Source organism: Bradyrhizobium sp. SZCCHNS30572, from assembly GCF_032484415.1.
Classification (GTDB): Bacteria; Pseudomonadota; Alphaproteobacteria; order Rhizobiales; family Xanthobacteraceae; genus Bradyrhizobium.
On the sequence record NZ_JAUESY010000009.1, the window covers coordinates 407,454 to 422,192 of the forward strand.

The following is a 14,739-nucleotide window of genomic DNA, read 5'->3' on the forward strand; positions in this document are numbered from 1 at the left end:
ATATTTATGTCAGCATTATTGACCTATTATGAAGCGTGTGCAATCCCCGTCCGCGCGAGAGCGCGAGAGCTTCATCGGTGGGGTCAGCGGATGAGAACCTTCAGGCCGGCGCGCTAGTCTAGCTGTTCTTTGTCGAGGACAGCGTCCGCACCGCAATCAGGAGAGCGACGATCAGCAACGCCGACGCCAGCAGGAACGGCGCGCCGGGCAGATGCGCCGGCGCGGCCGCTCCGATGAAATAGGCAAAGGTCAGCGTGAACAGGAAGGGACCCGCGAGCTGGGCCACGCTCTGCACGCTCGACGTTGCGCCCTGTAGCTGGCCCTGCTTGTCCGGTGGGACGAGGCGGGTCATCAAAGCCTGCATGGCCGCGCCCGACACGCCCGATAGCGCCATCACGGGGATGCCGAGCCAGCTCAGCGGTCCCGTCGGCGCCACGCCGAAAATGAAGAAGCCGACCATGCCCGCCGACAGGCCGAGCATCAACGCGCCGCGCTCGCCGAACAGGCGGACGATCAGCCCGACCGCGCCGCCCTGCACGATCATCGCGCAGACGCCGACCATCGCCAATGTGAGGCCGACGGTGCGGGTGTCCCAGCCGTAGCGGTAGGTCGCATACAGCACGAAGGTCGACGGCAGCACGACATGGGCAAGCTGGGTGATGAAGTTCACGGTCGACAGCCCCGCCAGGATGCGGTCCGATGCCAGCAGCCGCAGCGCACCGAGCGGGTTCGCCGTCCGCCACCGGAATGGACTGCGCCGTTCCGGCTTCAGCGACTCCGGCAGCACCAGGAAGCCATAGAGCGCGTTGGCGAAGCTGAGCCCCGCAGCCGCCCAGAACGGCAGCCGCGGATCGATGTCACCCAACAGTCCGCCGGTGGCGGGACCGAGCACGAACCCCGCACCGAACGCTGCGCCGATGCGGCCGAAGATCGCGGCCCGCCGATCCGGCGGCGTCAGATCGGCGATGTAGGCAAAGGCGGTGGAGATGCTGGCCGAGGTGACGCCGGAGACCAGGCGCCCAACGAACAGCCAGGCGAGCGACGGCGCCAGCGCCATCAGCACGTAGTCGGCGGCGAGGCCGAAGTTCGACAGCAGGATCACCGGTCGTCGGCCGAAGCGATCGGACAGGCTGCCGAGCACCGGCGAGAACACGAACTGCATCAGCGCCCAGGCGGTGCCGAACAGGCCGAAGATGCGGGCCGCCCGCGCGGTGTCGTTGCCGACGAAGCTCTCGATCAGCTTCGGCAGGATCGGCATGATCAGCCCGAGCGCGAGCATGTCGAGCAGGATGGTGACGAAGATGAAGGCGACCGCGCCGCGGCGCGGGGCCGGCGCATTTTCGGTCGCGACGCTCGGCGGACTTGCTTCCATGGCCGGACCGCTTCCGCTACCGCAACTGATCAGTTCGGCCGCTTGCGCTTGTGCGCGAACGGATTGGCCTTCTCGCGCAGAGTGATGCGCACCGGCGTGCCGGGCAGCTCGAAGGTCTCGCGCATCGAGTTGGTGAGATAGCGCAAGTAGGATTGCGGGATCGCGTCGGCACGCGAGCAGAACAGCACGAAACTCGGCGGCCGCGCCTTGGTTTGGGTGATGTAGTTCAGCTTGAGCCGGCGGCCCGACACCGCCGGCGGCGGATTGTCGGCGATCGCCCCCTCGAACCAGCGGTTCAGCGCCGCCGTCGGCACGCGCCGGTTCCAGACCGCGTAGGCTTCGACGATCGCCTGCATCAGCCGGTCGATGCCCTCGCCCATCAGGCCCGACACCGCCACGATCGGCGCGCCCGCGACCTGCGGCAGCCAGTGGTCGGCATCGCGGCGGAGCATCGAGATCTGGCCGGGGTTGCCGTCCATCAGGTCCCATTTGTTGACGGCGATGACCAGGGCACGCCCCTCGCGCTCGATCAGGTCGGCGATGCGCAGATCCTGCTCCTCGAAGCGGTTCTGCGCATCCATCATCAGCACGACCACCTCGGCGAAGCGCACCGCGCGCAGCGCGTCCGCCACCGACAGCTTCTCCAGCTTCTCCTCGATGCGCGAGCGCCGGCGCAGACCTGCGGTGTCGAAGATGCGGAAGCCGCGGCCCTTCCACTCGATTTCGACCGCGATCGAATCGCGCGTCGTCCCGGCCTCGGGACTCGTGAGCAGCCGCTCCTCGCCGAGCAGATGGTTGATCAGGGTCGACTTGCCGGCGTTGGGACGGCCGACGATCGCGACCCGGATCGGCCTGTTGGCGCGCTCCTCGTCGGTCTCCTCGTGCTCGTCCTCCTCATCGTCCGTGGGCGGCACGAGCTTGCTGACGGCGTCATAGAGCTCGCCCATGCCCTCGCCGTGCTCGGCCGAGATCTGGATGGGATCACCGAGACCCAGCGCATACGACTCCATGGCGCCGAGCTCGCCATGCTTGCCCTCGCTCTTGTTGGCGAGCAGCAGCACCGGCTTGTCCGCGCGGCGGGCGAAATCGGCGAAGGCGCGGTCGGCGGGCGTCAGGCCGATGCGGGCATCGATGACGAAGAACAGCGCGTCGGCGAGCGCGATCGCGGTTTCCGTCTGCTCCTGCATGCGCGCGGTCAGCGAGCCCTTCGGCCCCTCGTCGAGGCCGGCGGTGTCGATGATCGTGAAGTTGAGATCGAACAGCTTCGCTTCGCCCTCGCGGCGGTCGCGCGTGACGCCCGGCATGTCGTCGACGAGCGCCAGCTTCTGCCCGACCAGACGGTTGAACAGGGTCGACTTGCCGACGTTGGGCCGGCCGATGATGGCGATGGTGAAGGGCATGATGATCCGTGCGCGTGAGCGCGCAGCTTTAGCGCATTCGGCCGCAAAACCGAACGGGCGATCCGCCGATTCGCAGGTGAGATTAACGGCTGAAGGAGCCGCTCGGCATCGGCGCCGGGAAGCCGCCGCCGGATCGCTGGGCCGCCGGCTGCTGCGCCGGGGCAGCATCATCCGGCGGTGGTGCCGTGGTGCGGCGGCGCACGATCTTCTTGGGCTTCGGTGCCGGCGGAACGGCGGCAGCGCCCTCCTCGACCGCGGCAGCCTCGCCATCCTGCGGATCGGCCGTCGTCGGGTTGCTCACGGCCGCCTGCCGCCGGCCCTTTTTACCCTTGGGCTCCTCCACCGGAGGCGCCGGCGGCGTAGCCGCCTGAGCGCCTGGGTCGGTCACCGGCTGCTGCTGGGCACCCTTGTAGAGTTCCTTCGGCACGCCCTGCTCGAGACCCGGCACGCCCTCCGGGAACACCGGCTTGCGGTCACCCGGCAGCTTCTTCTTGGTGTCCAGGAAGTCGAGCATGTCCGAGGGGTCGAAACTTCCCCCGCTCGCGCAGCCGCCCAGCACGCCGGAAAGCGCAACGAGGACCGTGAGGGCAATGACACGTTGGGGGCGGCGCATGATCGTCGTTCCAATCAACTCGGTTCGCCGTCGCGAGGTTCGCGATCAGCTCTTGGCGACTGCAGGCAATAGCGCCTGCAGCGCTTCGGCGCGCGAGCGCAGGCCCGGCGGGGTCTCACCATCCAGCGCAATCATGTCGAGCCATTGACGGGCCGCCGCGGCATCGTTGGCCTTCCACGCCGACAGCGCCAGCAATTCGCGGGCGGCGTGGCGGAACGGCGCGCCAGGCGCCGTTTCGCCTTCGAGGCGCTGCCTGAGGTCGGCGTAAGGCGCCGTATCGGCCAGCAGGCCTGCCGCGCGCAGCCGCGCCATCGACTGCGGCTCGGCCCCGATGCTGCGGTCCGCAGCAAGCTCGTCGTAGATCTTCACGGCAGCCGCCTTGTCGCGCATGGCGGCCTCGGCAGCCTGGTGGAAGCGGGCCAGCATGCGGTATCCCGATGGGGCCCTGGCCGCGACATCGGCAAAGGCCTTCTCCGCATCGGCATGCTTGTTCTGCTCGGAGAGTTCGAGGGCCTTGTTGAAGGCTGAGCCCGCCTCGGCCGCCTTCTGGCCTTCGAGATACTGGTAGCCGCGCCAGCCGCCGACGCCGGCGATGATCAGCACGGCAAGGGCGATGATAAAGATCGAGTAGCGGTCCCACAGCTTCTTGAGCTGTTCCCGACGGACCTCCTCATCTACTTCATCAATAAATTCAGACACCTAAGGACATCCCGTCAGGTTCGCTGCGAGCGCGCGCGCATGCGTTTGAAGTGCCGCGCGAGCGGCCCGTTGCCCGCGCGCCGGCGCCGATACCGCATCGGCATGGCGGTGGCAAGGCGAGTCCAGCCGAATCAAGGCGTTACTCCCCGGTTCTGCCACAGGGTCCGAACGCGGCTATCACGCCGTCAAGGCTTCGCGCAACTGCCGTTTCATCACCTTGCCGTTGGCGTTGCGCGGCAGGGGGTCCGCGGTCACGGTCAGGGTTTCCGGAACCTTGTAATCCGAGACCCGCTCGGCGCACCAGCTGCGCAGCGCTTCGGCGCTCATCGGCTCGCGGGTCACGACCACCGCGTGCACGCGCTCGCCGAGCACCGGACATGGCCGGGCGATGATCGCGCTCTCGACCACCGCCGGGTGGCTCGCCAGCACCGATTCGACCTCGGCCGAGTAGATCTTCAGCCCGCCACGGTTGATCATGTCCTTCTGCCGGTCGAACACCCGGACGAAATTGTCGGCGTCGACGGAGCCGAGGTCGCCGGAATGCCAATAGCCGGCGGTGAAGCTCTCGCCGGTGGCCTTGGGATTGTTCCAGTAGCCCTTGATGACCTGGCCGCCGCCGATCCAGATCTCGCCGATCTCACCGCGCGGCAGCTCCCGCCCCTGCCCGTCCATCACCAGGATGCTGGCGCCCGGACACGGCAGCCCGACGCTGTCGATATGGCGCGCGGTCAGATCCGACGGCATCAACGTCGCCGGCGAGGTGGTCTCAGTCGAGCCATAGGCGTTGACCAGCCGCAGACCCGGGATCTTGGCGGCCAGCCGCTCGATGGTGGCGACCGGCATCGGCGCGCCGCCGAAGCCGCCGATCCGCCAGCACGAGAGATCATGACTGTCGAAGTCGCGCTGCAACAGGCAGAGATTGTACATCGCGGGGACCATGACCGTGTAGGTCACGCGCTCGCGCGCGGCGAGCTTCAGATATTCGCCGGCCTTGAACTCCGGCATGATGATCAAGGTGCCGGCGCAGCGCGCCATGCTGGTGATATTGGCGACGACGCCGGTGACATGGCCGAGCGGCACGGCGGCGATCGAGCGGTCGGCCCGCGTCAGCCCCAGGCAGGCCTCGTAGATCATCGAGGAGTGGATGATGCTGCAATGGGCGAGCATCGCGCCTTTCGGCCGGCCGGTGGTTCCGGAGGTGTAGAGGATCATCGCGGTGTCCTCTTCGGTCACCTCGACTTGATTTTCGTGCGCGGCATGATCGGCCAGCGCTGCAAAATCCGACCGCGCCGGACGATCGTCGACGGCAATGCGCCCCGCCAGCTCCGGCGTTTCCGCAGCGGCCGGCAACCGGTCCGCCAACGCAGCCTCGTGCAGCAGCAGCCGGGCGCCGCAATCCTTCAGCACATAGGCGATTTCCGGCGTCTGCTGCCGCGTCGACAGGAGCACCGTGATCAGCCCGAGCTTGGCTGCGGCAAACAGCGTGAGCACGAATTCGATGCGGTTGCCGAGCAGCAGCGCCAGCCGGTCGCCCTTGCGCAAGCCCCTCGCCTGCAGCCCGCCGGCGATCCGCGCGGCGGTCGCGGCGACCTCGCGCCACGACAGCCGCACGGCCCCGCAGACCAGCGCCTCGCCGTCGCCGTTGCGCTCCACCGCTTCTTCGACCATGGCCCAGATGTTCGCGGGCCGCTCCGTGAACAACGGAACCACGCGATCGCCGAAACGGGCTTCGCGCCGCATCGGCGGCGTTACATAGGTCGACCAGTCCATGGAGTTTCCCCGAGATTGGCTTCTTGTCGTTGTTCGCCGCGATGCGGACCAGCCTGAAACATAACCAAGGGATGACGCACTTGGCTATCTCCGCCAGCGCCGGAGATTCATCCCGTGACGCCGCGCGCACCACGGCGCCAACGGGCCGACCAAGCGAGAGCCGCCCGTCAGGTCTTTGACTTCATTCCGTAGACATGTTCCGCCGCCGGAAACGCACGGGTACGCACGTCGGCCGCGTAGCGTTCGATCGCCTCGTCGATCGCCGGACCCAGATTGCCGTAGCGGCGGACGAATTTCGGCGCCCGCGGCGACAGGCCGAGCATGTCCTCCAAAACCAGCACCTGACCGTCGCAGGCGGCGCTGGCGCCGATGCCAATGGTGGGGATCGCGATCTGCTGCGTGATCTTGCGCGCCAGCGGCTCGGCCACGGCCTCGATCACCACCGAGAACGCGCCGGCCTGTGCGATCGCCGCAGCGTCGTTCTCGATCGCGGCCCAATCCGCCTCGTCGCGGCCCTGCGCCCGGAACGAGCCGAGCGTGTTGATCGATTGCGGCGTCAGGCCGACATGGCCCATCACCGGGATGCCGCGCTCGCTGAGGAAGGCCACCGTCTCGGCCATCCGCGCCCCGCCCTCGAGCTTGACCGCGCCGCATTGCGTCTCCTTGAGGATCCGCACCGCCGCATGAAACGCCTGCTCCTTCGTGGCCTCGTAGCAGCCGAACGGCATGTCGACCACCACCAGCGCCTGGCGCGAGCCGCGCATCACGGCGCAGCCCTGCAGGATCATCATCTCCAGGGTCACCGGCACGGTGGTCTCGAAACCGTGCATCACGTTCCCGAGGGAATCGCCGACCAGGATCACATCGCAATGGCGATCCACCAGCGCCGCGGTGTGGGCGTGGTAGGACGTCAGCATCACGATCGGCTCGCCGCCCTTGCGGGCGCGGATCTCGGGAGCCGTCTTGCGGCGGACGGTCGACTGCACCGACATCGCTACCTCCCGATGACAGGAATGCCGAGCACGACGGGATGGAACGCGAAGGCCAGCGCCAGATAGACGACGATGCCGACCACCACCGCGATCACGTCATTGCCAACGCCGCCGACGGGGATCGGCGGGCCGCCGGCGTCGGCGCGGCGCTTCAGCGAGATGCGGTCGAACACCGCCCATGCCAGGATCGAGCCGAACAGGATGATGCCGCCGAGATCGCCATTGGCGAGCAGATGCCCGAACGCCCACAGCTTCACGCCGGCCAGCATCGGATGCTTCAGCACGGTGTAGATGCGGCCGCGGATGTAGGCGGCGACGATCATGATCACCGCCGGCAGCATCAAGGCGAGATTGATGTGCTTGAGCGCCTTCGGCGGCGTCCAGACCTGGATCCAGCCGCCGTCGTGGCGGTACGCGGCAAAACCCCACACGATCAGGGCGAGGCCGGCAAGGGCCACGACAGTATAGACGAGCTTATACGTGCCCTCGCCCAGCCGCGCGATGACCTTCGCGCGCGCCTCGCGCCGGGTCGTGAACACATGGGCGCCGAGAAACAGCACCAGCCCCACCACCATCACCAGAAGTCCCACGGCGTCCCCCTTCGCTTGCACGCGACCTGTGCGTGGGCATCGGTATCATTTCCGGGGGCCGCCTCGCAACGTGGCGCATTTCAACGTCAGGCACTCCCGCCCGCTCGCCGTCGTTCCGGGGCGGCTCGAAAAGCCGAAGTGGCATGGCGGGCTATGCGGTCGGGAGATGGAGCACAGCGGACGACGCCATCACCGTTCCGACGTGTTCTTCAGATCGCGATTCTCGACATAGCGGATCGCGATCGGCCGGCCGGCGAGCGCACCGCCGAGTCCTTTTGTGAACTTCAGCGGCAGGCAGCCGTCGAGCGAGGCATTGATCGTCTTCAGATAGGTCGCGCGCGTGTCGGCCGGGGCGCCTGATGTCGCGAAGGTCACGCGTGGCGGCGCGATCATCTCGCCGGTCCGCTTGAAGCTGAAGCGCACCGTCATCTGCATCCCGGCGCGGGCGCTGTCCTCCGGCGGCGGCGTCCAGCACGCGCGCAGCGCTGCGAACAGATCGCCGATCGTGTCGAGATCGTGATCCGGCTTCTGATATTTGGCTTCCTGATCCCTGGCGGGCCGGCTCTCGATCGTGAGTTGCAGGTTCTGGCCATAGGGATAGTTCATCTCGGGAATACACGGCCACGGCCCGAAGACGCTGCAGAACGACGGCGTGCACGGCTGCTCGTCGAGCACGCTGCACGGCGTGTGCGCGAACGGCACCGGATTGATCTGCTGGCGGCGCGCGTCGGCGGCGACCGGAGCGGCCACCATCAGCAGGAGGAGCACGACGACACGGAGCATGGGACTCTCGGGCTGGGATGGACTCCAAGCTGGATCCGATCGCAGAATTCGCAAGCTCAATCCCGTTCACGTCTGCGCGTTCCGCGCCGCGAACGGCTCTCGACCGTAACAGCGGAACTCGGCTAGAACACGGCAGGATGCGACAGCAGACGGACGCGACGATGAGCCGCCACAGCGAGACCGTGATCAACGTCATCAACCCGAACATGACGGCGACGATGACCGAATTGATCGCCAAGGCGGCCCAGGCCAGCGCAAGCCCGTCGACGCGGATCGTCGGCCGCACCGCGCGGTTCGGCGCCGCCTCGATCGAGGGCCATTACGACGAGGCGATTGCCGCGGTCGGCATGCTCAAGGAGGTCGAGGCCGGAGACGCAGAAGGCTGCCACGCCCATGTGATCGCCTGCTTCGGTGATCCCGGCCTGCTCGCCGCGCGCGAATTGTCGGCTGTGCCGGTGCTCGGCATCGCGGAAGCTGCGATGCATGCGGCGAGCTTCGTCGCCACCCATTTCAGCATCGTGACCACGCTGTCGCGCACCAAGGTGATCGCCGAGCACCTCGTGCGCAATTACGGCATGGAGCAGCATTGCCGCAGGGTGCGCGCGGTCGACGTTGCCGTGCTCGACCTCGACAAGCCCGAAGCCAATGTCCGCGGCACGCTGCTCGGCGAATGCCGGGCGGCGCTGCGCGAGGACGGTATCGGCGCCATCGTGCTCGGCTGCGCCGGCATGGCCGATCTCGCGCACGACCTCTCCACCGAGCTCGGAATTCCCGTGATCGACGGCGTCGCCGCAGCGGTGCGCTTCGCCGAGGCGCTGATCGGACTGGGGCTGAAGACGTCGAAGCACGGCGATCTCGCCTTTCCGCTGCCGAAGGCGCGGACGACGCTCTGACTTCAACTTGTAGCCCGGATGAGCGCAGCCTGCCCACCTGGGGAGTTCCGCAACGACCATCGACGCGCCACATTGGGATCAACCCATGGAGCCGTCGATGCCCGATCTGTCCACCCTCTCCTCACTGTCCTCCGCGCTGGCCGCCGCTGTTGCCGCCGCAGCGCCATCACTGGTCTCGGTCCATTCGCACCGCTCGCGCGCCACCGGCTTCGTCTGGAAGCCGGGCCTCGTCGTTACGGCGGACGAGACGCTTGCCGAGGAGGGCGAGATCGTGCTCGCCTTCGCCGACGGTACGACCCGCCCCGTCACGATCGCCGGGCGTGATCACACCACCGACATCGCCTTGCTCCGCGTCCAAGGCAAGGATGTCGCGGCCGCCTCGCTTGCCGGCGGCGTGCCGCCGCTCGGTGCTCTGGCCATCCTCGTCGCCGCCGATCAGGGCAAGCCGGCCGCGGCGTTGGCGATGGTCTCGCAATCGGCGGGCGCCTGGCGCAGCCTGCGCGGCGGCGACATCGATGCGCGCATCGAGCTCGACACCAGGCTGCGGCACAGCGCCGAAGGCGGTCTCGTGCTCGACGCTGCGGGCCACGCGATCGGAATGGCCGTGCGCGGCCCGCGCCGGACGCTCGTGATACCCGCGGCCACGATCGAACGGGTCGCCAGCAAGCTCGAGACGCATGGTCGCATCGCTCGCGGCTATCTCGGCGCCGGCCTGCAGCCGGTCCGGCTCGACGATGGACTCGGTGCGATGATCATGAGCCTCGACAAGAGCGGCCCGGCCGCGGCCGCCGGCCTGCGCCAGGGTGACGTCATCACCGCTCTCAACAAGGAGCCGTTCAGGGGCATACGCGCGATGATGCGCGAACTCGGTCCGGACAGCGTCGGCGCCGTCGTCGAGGTCGCAGCGCTGCGTGCCGGCGAGCCGGTGCAGTTCGCCCTGACCATCGGCGAGAGGCCGGCGTGAGCGAGGAGGCGCGCGCGCCGATCAAGATCGCGATCGCGGTCGACGATGCCGAGCTGGCCGACCGGCTGGCGGCGCTGCTCGGCGATGTCACGGGCCTGACGCTGGTCGCGCCCGGCGAGAGCGCCGACGTCGCCGTCGCGCCGTTGCATGGCAGTGATGAGGCGCGCAGCGGCGACGACAGGATCGACGGCCAGACGATCGATGATTTTCAGCTCACCGCGCGCGAGCGCGACGTCCTGGCGCTGATGGCCGAGGGCTGCTCCAACAAGGAGATCGCGCGCAACCTCGGCATCTCCGTACATACGGCGAAGTTCCACGTCGGCTCGCTGCTCGACAAGCTCGATGCAACGGGCCGGACGGATGCGGTAGCGCATGCGGCGCGACGGGGAATCATCGAGCTGTGAGACCGCAGGCCGGCGCGGCGCGCTTCACGACCTCGCGGCGAGCTACTTCCGCAAGCCGCTCATCACGCGGGGCAGCAGCGATGCGGCCAGCATGCGATAGCCCTCCGGGGTCAGATGCACACCGTCGACCTGATGCGGCAGGCCACGGAACATGCCGTTCTCGACCATCACGACCTTGATGCGGCGCTGCGAGGCCTTGGCCATGATGGCGCTGATGCTGCTGGCGCGCTGGTCGCCGACCCCTTTGCGGGCGTCGTTGCCGCCGGGCTGCAGCACCAGCACGCGGGTTGATCCATCGACCGCGCTGTCGAAGCGGGACAGCATCCCGGCGGTGGTATCACCGTTGATGCCGGCGTTGGCGACGCTGACCCGAACGCCCTTGCCGTGGAGCATGGCCTCGAGCTGGGCCGGAAAATCCTCGCCGCGATTGACGCCCTTGCCATAGGTGTTGCTAGCGCCCAGCGCGACCACCTCGGCGGCGTCTGCCGCTCCGATCGCCGCTAACGCCAAGCCACACACAGCTAACAGTGCCACCATCTGGCGCCGGACAAGGCGGCCCAAAGATCCCGCTGGCATTTTCTTTTCCCCCCGCTTGGTGTGAGAGGAAGCGTAGCTCACCAGTCGTCTGGTGAAAAGCGCGCGGCGCTACGGGTCTCATCACGCAGCATGCGCCAAGTCGACTGTGGAAGAGTCCTGTTTCTCTCTACGCGTCATTCCGGGGCGCCCGCAGGGCGAGCCCGGAATCCATTGAGCGACAGTACAAGAGGCAAAATGGATTCCGGGCTCATCGCTTCGCGATGCCCCGGAATGACGAGAGATTGTCGGGCGGCTACGCCTTCTTCTTCACGTCCTTGACGTTGGAGAACACGATGCCTTCGGCGCGTTCCTTGGTGTAGCCGAGATAGAACTCGTTCTTGGCCAGGAACACCGGATCGCCGTCGACGTCGTCGGCGACGCCGGAATTGTTGGCGGCGATGAACGCCTCGAGCTTCTTCTTGTCATCGCACGAGATCCAGCGCGCCAGCGAGAACTCGGAGATCTCGAATTCGACCGGCAGCGAGTACTCGGCATCGAGCCGCGCCTTGAGCACGTCGAGCTGCAGCGGTCCCACCACGCCGACCAGCGCCGGCGCACCGTCACGCGGGCGGAACACCTGCACGACGCCCTCCTCCGACATCTGCTGCAAGGCTTCCTTCAGCTTCTTCGCCTTCATCGCATCGGTGAGGCGGACGCGGCGGACGATTTCCGGGGCGAAGCTCGGCACGCCGACAAAGGTGAGATCCTCGCCCTCGGTCAGGGTGTCGCCAATGCGCAAGCTGCCATGGTTGGGAATGCCGACGACGTCGCCGGCGAAAGCTTCGTCCGCGACCGAGCGGTCCTGGGCGAAGAAGAATTGCGGGCTCGACAGCGGCATAGTCTTGCCGGTGCGTACCAGCTTCGCCTTCATGCCGCGGTTGAGCTTGCCCGAGCACAGCCGTGCAAACGCGATGCGGTCGCGGTGGTTGGGGTCCATATTCGCCTGGATCTTGAACACGAAGGCGCTCATGCGCGGCTCGGCGGCGTCGACCTTGCGCAGGTTCGACTCCTGCGCGCGCGGCGACGGCGCGTAGCGGCCGAGGCCTTCGAGCAGATCGCCGACGCCGAAATTGCGCAGCGCGCTGCCGAAATAGACCGGCGTCAGGTGGCCCTCGCGGAATGCCTCCAGGTCGAACGGCTTGCAGGCTTCCTTGACCAGCTCCAGCTCGTCGGTGATCTGACTCATGTCGAGATTGGCGTTGATCTTGCCGAGCTCGGCGATGTCGATCTGCTGCGCCGCGCCGGTCTTGGCGCCGCCGCCTTCGAGCAGGCGCACGCCGCCGTCGCGGATGTCATAGGTGCCGATGAAGTCGCGGCCGCGGCCCACGGGCCAGGTCATCGGCGTGGTGTCGAGCGCCAGCGTCTTCTCGATCTCGTCCAGCAGATCGAAGGTGTCGCGGCTCTCGCGGTCCATCTTGTTGATGAAGGTGATGATCGGGATGTCGCGGAGGCGGCAGACCTCGAACAGCTTGCGCGTGCGCGCCTCGATGCCCTTGGCGGCGTCGATCACCATGACGGCCGAGTCGACCGCGGTCAGCGTGCGATAGGTGTCTTCGGAAAAGTCCTCGTGGCCCGGCGTGTCCAGCAGGTTGAAGACGAGCCCTTCGAACTCGAAGGTCATCACCGAGGTCACGACGGAGATGCCGCGCTCGCGCTCGATCTTCATCCAGTCCGAGCGGGTGTTGCGGCGCTCGCCCTTGGCCTTGACCTGGCCGGCGAGGTTGATGGCGCCGCCGAACAGCAGCAGCTTCTCGGTCAGCGTCGTCTTGCCGGCGTCCGGGTGCGAGATGATAGCGAAGGTGCGCCGGCGCGCGACCTCGTCGGAGAGCGCGGAGCGGGACGGCTGTTCGGTCGTCAAACTTGTATCGGACATGAGGCGGCGGACGTCGTTTCGGGGCCAGAGAGCGGGCGATTTGATGGGAAAGGCGCGGGATCACGGCCGCCGCGCGCCCTCCATATAGGCGTTTTGCACCGCAACTCCAACCGGCGAGTTGCCCCCTCGCCCGCCCCGGATCAGTGCCGGAGCACCGACACCAGCCAGAACGTCAGCGCCGAGACGATGGCCGAGGCCGGAATCGTGAAGATCCAGGCATAGACGATCGATCCGGCCACGTTCCAGCGCACCGCCGAGGCACGGCGAGCGGCGCCGACGCCGACGATGGCGCCGGTGATGGTGTGGGTGGTCGACACCGGCACGCCGAGGAACGTCGCCAGGAACAGCGTGATGGCGCCGCCGGTCTCGGCGCAGAAGCCCTGCATCGGGTTGAGCTTGGTGATGCGCAGGCCCATGGTGCGGACGATGCGCCAGCCGCCCATCAGGGTGCCCAGCGCCATCGCGGCCTGGCACGACAGCACGACCCAGAACGGCACCGTGAACTGCTCGCCGAGATGGCCCTGCGAGTACAACAGCACGGCGATGATGCCCATCGTCTTCTGCGCGTCGTTGCCGCCATGGCCGAGCGAATAGAGCGAGGCCGAAGCGAATTGCAGGATGCGGAAGGCGCGGTCGACCGCGAACGGCGTCGAGCGCACCGAGGCCCAGGACACGATCGCGACCAGGATCATCGCCAGCACCAGCCCGACCAGCGGCGACAGCACGATCGCCAGCACGGTCTTGGACAGGCCGCTCCACACGGTGGCCGAGATGCCGGCCTTGGCGACCCCTGCCCCGACCAGCCCGCCGATCAGCGCATGCGAGCTCGACGACGGAATGCCGGCCGCCCAGGTGACCAGGTTCCAGACGATGGCGCCGACCAGGGCAGCGAAGATCACCTGCGCGTCCACGATGGCGGGATCGATGATGCCGGTGCCGATGGTCTGGGCGACGTGGAGGCCGAACACCCCGAACGCCACGAAGTTGAAGAATGCGGCCCAGAACACCGCATATTGCGGCCGGAGCACGCGGGTCGAAACGATGGTCGCGATCGAGTTGGCGGCGTCGTGCAGGCCGTTGAGGAAATCGAAGGCGAGTGCGACGGCGATGAGGCCGACCAGGATCGGAAGGCCGAGTTGAGCGTCCACGGCGCGGCCCTACCCTAGACCTGTTCGATCATGATCGAATTGATCTCGTTGGCGACGTCGTCGAAGCGGTCGGCGACCTTCTCCAGATGGTCATAGATCTCGGCGCCGACGATGAAATCCATCGTGTTGGCGTTGCGGTGCTTGAGGAACAGCTCCTTCAGCCCGATGTCGTGGAGATCGTCGACCCGTCCCTCGAGCTTGGTCATCTCCTCGGTGATCGCGGTGATCATCGGCACGTTCTGACCGATCGCCTGCAACAGCGGCAACGCCTTTCCGATCAGGTTGGCGCAGTCGACCAGCAAGGTGCCCATCTCGCGCATGGTCGGCTCGAACTCCTTGACCTCGAACAGCACCACGGCCTTGGCGGTCTGCTGCATCTGGTCGATGGCGTCGTCCATCGAGGTGATCAGGTTCTTGATGTCGCCGCGGTCGAATGGGGTGATGAAAGTGCGGCGGACAGCGGTCAGCACTTCGCGGGTGATGTTGTCGGCCTCGTTCTCGAGCTGGCTGACGCGCTGGCAATGCCTGAGGATGTCGTCGCCGCCCTGCAGCATGTCCTGCAGCGCATGGGCGCCTTGAATCACCACCTTGTTGTGGCGGGCGAACAAATCGAAAAACCGCTCCTCCCGCGGGAGGACGGCGCGAAACCAGTGCAGCATGGG

Annotated in this window: 15 protein-coding genes; 3 read left to right on the forward strand and 12 right to left on the reverse strand. The window is 67.3% G+C overall.

The features are described 5' to 3' along the window. Positions 1–118: 118 nt before the first annotated feature. The 8 genes from QX048_RS26995 to QX048_RS27030 all read right to left on the reverse strand — a co-directional run bounded on the left by QX048_RS26995 (position 119) and on the right by QX048_RS27030 (position 8,219). Positions 119–1,372 carry a TCR/Tet family MFS transporter gene (locus QX048_RS26995; RefSeq protein WP_316200753.1) on the reverse strand — a complete coding sequence of 418 codons (1,254 nt, stop codon included), beginning with the start codon at positions 1,370–1,372 and terminating at the stop codon, positions 119–121. A 29-nt stretch (positions 1,373–1,401) separates the two neighbouring features. After that, positions 1,402–2,772, reverse strand: a complete 1,371-nt coding sequence (gene der, locus QX048_RS27000; protein ID WP_315749914.1) for a ribosome biogenesis GTPase Der — start codon at positions 2,770–2,772, stop codon at positions 1,402–1,404. An 82-nt stretch (positions 2,773–2,854) separates the two neighbouring features. Continuing rightward, on the reverse strand, positions 2,855–3,385 hold the full coding sequence (locus QX048_RS27005; RefSeq protein ID WP_315749912.1) for a hypothetical protein: 531 nt from the start codon (positions 3,383–3,385) through the stop codon (positions 2,855–2,857). 45 nt (positions 3,386–3,430) lie between these two features. Next, complete coding sequence (locus QX048_RS27010) at positions 3,431–4,084, reverse strand: tetratricopeptide repeat protein (RefSeq protein WP_315749910.1); 654 nt, start codon at positions 4,082–4,084, stop codon at positions 3,431–3,433. A gap of 177 nt (positions 4,085–4,261) precedes the next feature. Beyond that, positions 4,262–5,854, reverse strand: coding sequence for a class I adenylate-forming enzyme family protein (locus tag QX048_RS27015; RefSeq protein ID WP_316200752.1), 1,593 nt, complete (start codon positions 5,852–5,854; stop codon positions 4,262–4,264). 167 nt (positions 5,855–6,021) lie between these two features. Further along, a complete protein-coding gene (gene panB / locus QX048_RS27020; RefSeq protein WP_315749907.1) occupies positions 6,022–6,846 on the reverse strand; it encodes a 3-methyl-2-oxobutanoate hydroxymethyltransferase in 825 nt (274 codons plus the stop codon). Between the two features lie 2 nt (positions 6,847–6,848). Beyond that, positions 6,849–7,436 carry an NnrU family protein gene (locus QX048_RS27025; RefSeq protein WP_316170390.1) on the reverse strand — a complete coding sequence of 196 codons (588 nt, stop codon included), beginning with the start codon at positions 7,434–7,436 and terminating at the stop codon, positions 6,849–6,851. A gap of 189 nt (positions 7,437–7,625) precedes the next feature. Next, the gene (locus QX048_RS27030; RefSeq protein ID WP_315712485.1) at positions 7,626–8,219 is read right to left on the reverse strand and encodes a hypothetical protein; all 594 of its coding nucleotides are present in this window, start codon (positions 8,217–8,219) and stop codon (positions 7,626–7,628) included. A 161-nt stretch (positions 8,220–8,380) separates the two neighbouring features. Here QX048_RS27030 and QX048_RS27035 point away from each other — a divergent pair, with 161 nt between their 5' ends. From QX048_RS27035 to QX048_RS27045, 3 genes are all read left to right on the forward strand, one after another. Next, positions 8,381–9,112, forward strand: a complete 732-nt coding sequence (locus QX048_RS27035; protein WP_315712486.1) for an aspartate/glutamate racemase family protein — start codon at positions 8,381–8,383, stop codon at positions 9,110–9,112. Between the two features lie 97 nt (positions 9,113–9,209). Continuing rightward, positions 9,210–10,076 carry a S1C family serine protease gene (locus tag QX048_RS27040; protein ID WP_316200751.1) on the forward strand — a complete coding sequence of 289 codons (867 nt, stop codon included), beginning with the start codon at positions 9,210–9,212 and terminating at the stop codon, positions 10,074–10,076. After that, a complete protein-coding gene (locus tag QX048_RS27045; protein ID WP_316200750.1) occupies positions 10,073–10,480 on the forward strand; it encodes a helix-turn-helix transcriptional regulator in 408 nt (135 codons plus the stop codon). The genes QX048_RS27040 and QX048_RS27045 overlap by 4 nt, the downstream gene beginning before the upstream one ends. Before the next feature lie 42 nt (positions 10,481–10,522). Here the strand turns inward: QX048_RS27045 and QX048_RS27050 are convergent, their stop codons facing one another. The 4 genes from QX048_RS27050 to QX048_RS27065 all read right to left on the reverse strand — a co-directional run bounded on the left by QX048_RS27050 (position 10,523) and on the right by QX048_RS27065 (position 14,736). Then, positions 10,523–11,098, reverse strand: coding sequence for a GDSL-type esterase/lipase family protein (locus QX048_RS27050; protein WP_316200749.1), 576 nt, complete (start codon positions 11,096–11,098; stop codon positions 10,523–10,525). Between the two features lie 211 nt (positions 11,099–11,309). After that, entirely contained in the window at positions 11,310–12,929 is a 1,620-nt protein-coding gene (locus tag QX048_RS27055) for a peptide chain release factor 3 (protein ID WP_315749901.1), read from the reverse strand. A gap of 140 nt (positions 12,930–13,069) precedes the next feature. Then, entirely contained in the window at positions 13,070–14,077 is a 1,008-nt protein-coding gene (locus QX048_RS27060) for an anion permease (RefSeq protein ID WP_315712493.1), read from the reverse strand. A 14-nt stretch (positions 14,078–14,091) separates the two neighbouring features. After that, entirely contained in the window at positions 14,092–14,736 is a 645-nt protein-coding gene (locus tag QX048_RS27065) for a DUF47 domain-containing protein (RefSeq protein WP_315712494.1), read from the reverse strand. Positions 14,737–14,739 lie beyond the last annotated feature (3 nt).